The sequence below is a fragment of the Planktothrix sp. FACHB-1365 genome (assembly GCF_014697575.1).
Classification (GTDB): Bacteria; Cyanobacteriota; Cyanobacteriia; order Cyanobacteriales; family Microcoleaceae; genus Planktothrix.
The window spans coordinates 1-2782 of the sequence record NZ_JACJSC010000067.1 but is presented as its reverse complement, the minus strand read 5'-3'; the positions used below and the strand labels follow the sequence as shown (position 1 = coordinate 2782).

1 rRNA gene is annotated in these 2782 nt (G+C 52.7%); it reads left to right on the top strand.

What is annotated here, in order from left to right:
* Position 1 precedes the first annotated feature (1 nt).
* A 23S ribosomal RNA gene (locus tag H6G57_RS28610) occupies positions 2 to 2782 on the top strand; the annotation flags it as partial.

Genomic DNA, 2782 nt, shown 5'->3' with positions numbered 1-2782 from the left:
TGGTCAAGATAGAAAGGGCTGACGGTGGAAACCTTGGCACACAGAGGCGAAGAAGGACGTGGCGACCGACGAAAAGCTCCGGGGAGCGGGAAGCAAGCAATGAGCCGGAGGTATCCGAATAGGGCAACCTAAAAACACTACATTGAATCCATAGATGTAGATGAGCGAACCGGGCGAACTGAAACATCTTAGTAGCCCGAGGAAAAGAAAGCAAAAGCGATTTCCCGAGTAGTGGTGAGCGAAAGGGAAACAGCCTAAACCAACAGGTTTACCTGTTGGGGTAGTGGGACAGCGAGAGTGGACTCAGAGAGTTAGACAAAGCAGATGAAACCTGCACCAGAGAAGGTGAAAGTCCTGTAGTCGAAAACTCAAAAAGCCAAGCTGAATCCCGAGTAGCACGGAGCCCGTGAAAGTCCGTGTGAATCCGCCTCGACCACGAGGTAAGGCTAAATACTCCTGTGTGACCGATAGAGAAACAGTACCGTGAGGGAAAGGTGAAAAGAACCCCGGGAGGGGAGTGAAATAGAACCTGAAACCGTCAGCTTACAAGCAGTGGGAGTCCGATTAAACGGATGACCGCGTGCCTGTTGAAGCATGAGCCGGCGAGTTAAAGGCGATGGCAGGTTAAGACCGAAGAGGTCGAAGCCCAAGCGAAAGCGAGTCTGAACAGGGCGAAGTCGTCATCGTTTTTAGACCCGAACCCGGGTGATCTAACCATGTCCAGGATGAAGCTTGGGTAAAACCAAGTGAAGGTCCGAACCGACCGATGTTGAAAAATCGGCGGATGAGGTGTGGTTAGGGGTGAAATGCCAATCGAACCCGGAGCTAGCTGGTTCTCCCCGAAATGTGTTGAGGCACAGCGGTTGCGGAAAAATCTGGGGGGTAAAGCACTGATTCGGTGCGGGCTGCGAGAGCGGTACCAAATCGAGTCAAACTCTGAATACCCAGAGGAGAGCAACCAGTCAGACGGTGGGGGATAAGCTCCATCGTCAAGAGGGAAACAGCCCAGACCACCAGCTAAGGTCCCGAAATCATCACTAAGTGAGAAAGGAGGTGGGAATGCAGAGACAACCAGGAGGTTTGCCTAGAAGCAGCCAACCTTAAAAGAGTGCGTAATAGCTCACTGGTCAAGCGTTGCTGCGCCGAAAATGAAAGGGGCTAAGTGATGTACCGAAGCTGTGGAATATGATTGTATTGTATTGGTAGGGGAGCGTTCTGGCGTAGGGAGAAGCATTAGCGGAAGCAGATGTGGACGAACCAGAAGTGAGAATGTCGGCTTGAGTAGCGAAAATCTTGGTGAGAATCCAAGACCCCGAAATCCTAAGGGTTCCTCCGCACGGCTCGTCCACGGAGGGTAAGTCAGGGCCTAAGGCGAGGCTGAAGAGCGTAGTCGATGGACAACGGGTGAAGATTCCCGTACCATTGGTAAATTGGTCAGGGGGACGGAGAAGGTGTGTGCTAGCCGGACGATGGTTACCGGTGCAACCGTACAAGGTGTTGAGGTCTGGAGAAAACAGACTGAGCTAAGGCGGGAGTCCGACCCTCTAAGGAGGGGAAGTAGAGAACATCAAGCTTCCTAGAAAAGCCCTAAAACCGTTAATTTATCAATGCCTGTACCCGAAACTGACACAGGTAGGAAGGTTGAGAAAACCCAGGGGCGCGAGATAACTCTCTCTAAGGAACTCGGCAAAATGGCTCCGTAACTTCGGGAGAAGGAGTGCTTATGAAAGTAAGTCGCAGTGAAGAGGCCCAGGCGACTGTTTACCAAAAACACAGGTCTCCGCCAACTCGAAAGAGGAAGTATGGGGGCTGACGCCTGCCCAGTGCCGGAAGGTTAAGGAAGTCGGTCAGGCGCAAGCTGAAGCTGATGACCGAAGCCCCGGTGAACGGCGGCCGTAACTATAACGGTCCTAAGGTAGCGAAATTCCTTGTCGGGTAAGTTCCGACCCGCACGAAAGGCGTAACGATCTGGGCGCTGTCTCGGAGAGAGACTCGGCGAAATAGAATTGTCTGTGAAGATACGGACTACCTGCACCTGGACAGAAAGACCCTATGAAGCTTTACTGTAGCCTGGAATTGGGTTCGGGCTTCTCTTGCGCAGTATAGGTGGGAGGCACAGAAGTCATCCTTGTGGGGATGATGGAGCCATCGGTGAGATACCACTCTAGAGAGGCTAGAATTCTAACTGGTTCCCGTGAATCCGGGAACAAGACAGTTTCAGGGGGGCAGTTTGACTGGGGCGGTCGCCTCCTAAAATGTAACGGAGGCGCGCAAAGGTTCCCTCAGAATGGTTGGAAATCATTCGTAGAGTGTAAAGGCATAAGGGAGCTTGACTGTGAGACTTACAAGTCCAACAGGGTGGAAACACGGCCTTAGTGATCCGACGGTACTGTGTGGAAAGGCCGTCGCTCAACGGATAAAAGTTACTCTAGGGATAACAGGCTGATCTCCCCCAAGAGTTCACATCGACGGGGAGGTTTGGCACCTCGATGTCGGCTCATCGCAACCTGGGGCGGAAGTACGTCCCAAGGGTTGGGCTGTTCGCCCATTAAAGCGGTACGTGAGCTGGGTTCAGAACGTCGTGAGACAGTTCGGTCCATATCCGGTGCAGGCGTAAGAGTATTGAGAGGAGTCCTCCCTAGTACGAGAGGACCGGGAGGAACGCACCTCTGGTGTACCTGTTATCGTGCCAACGGTAAACGCAGGGTAGCCATGTGCGGAGTGGATAACCGCTGAAAGCATCTAAGTGGGAAGCCCACCTCAAGATGATTACTCTCATTGG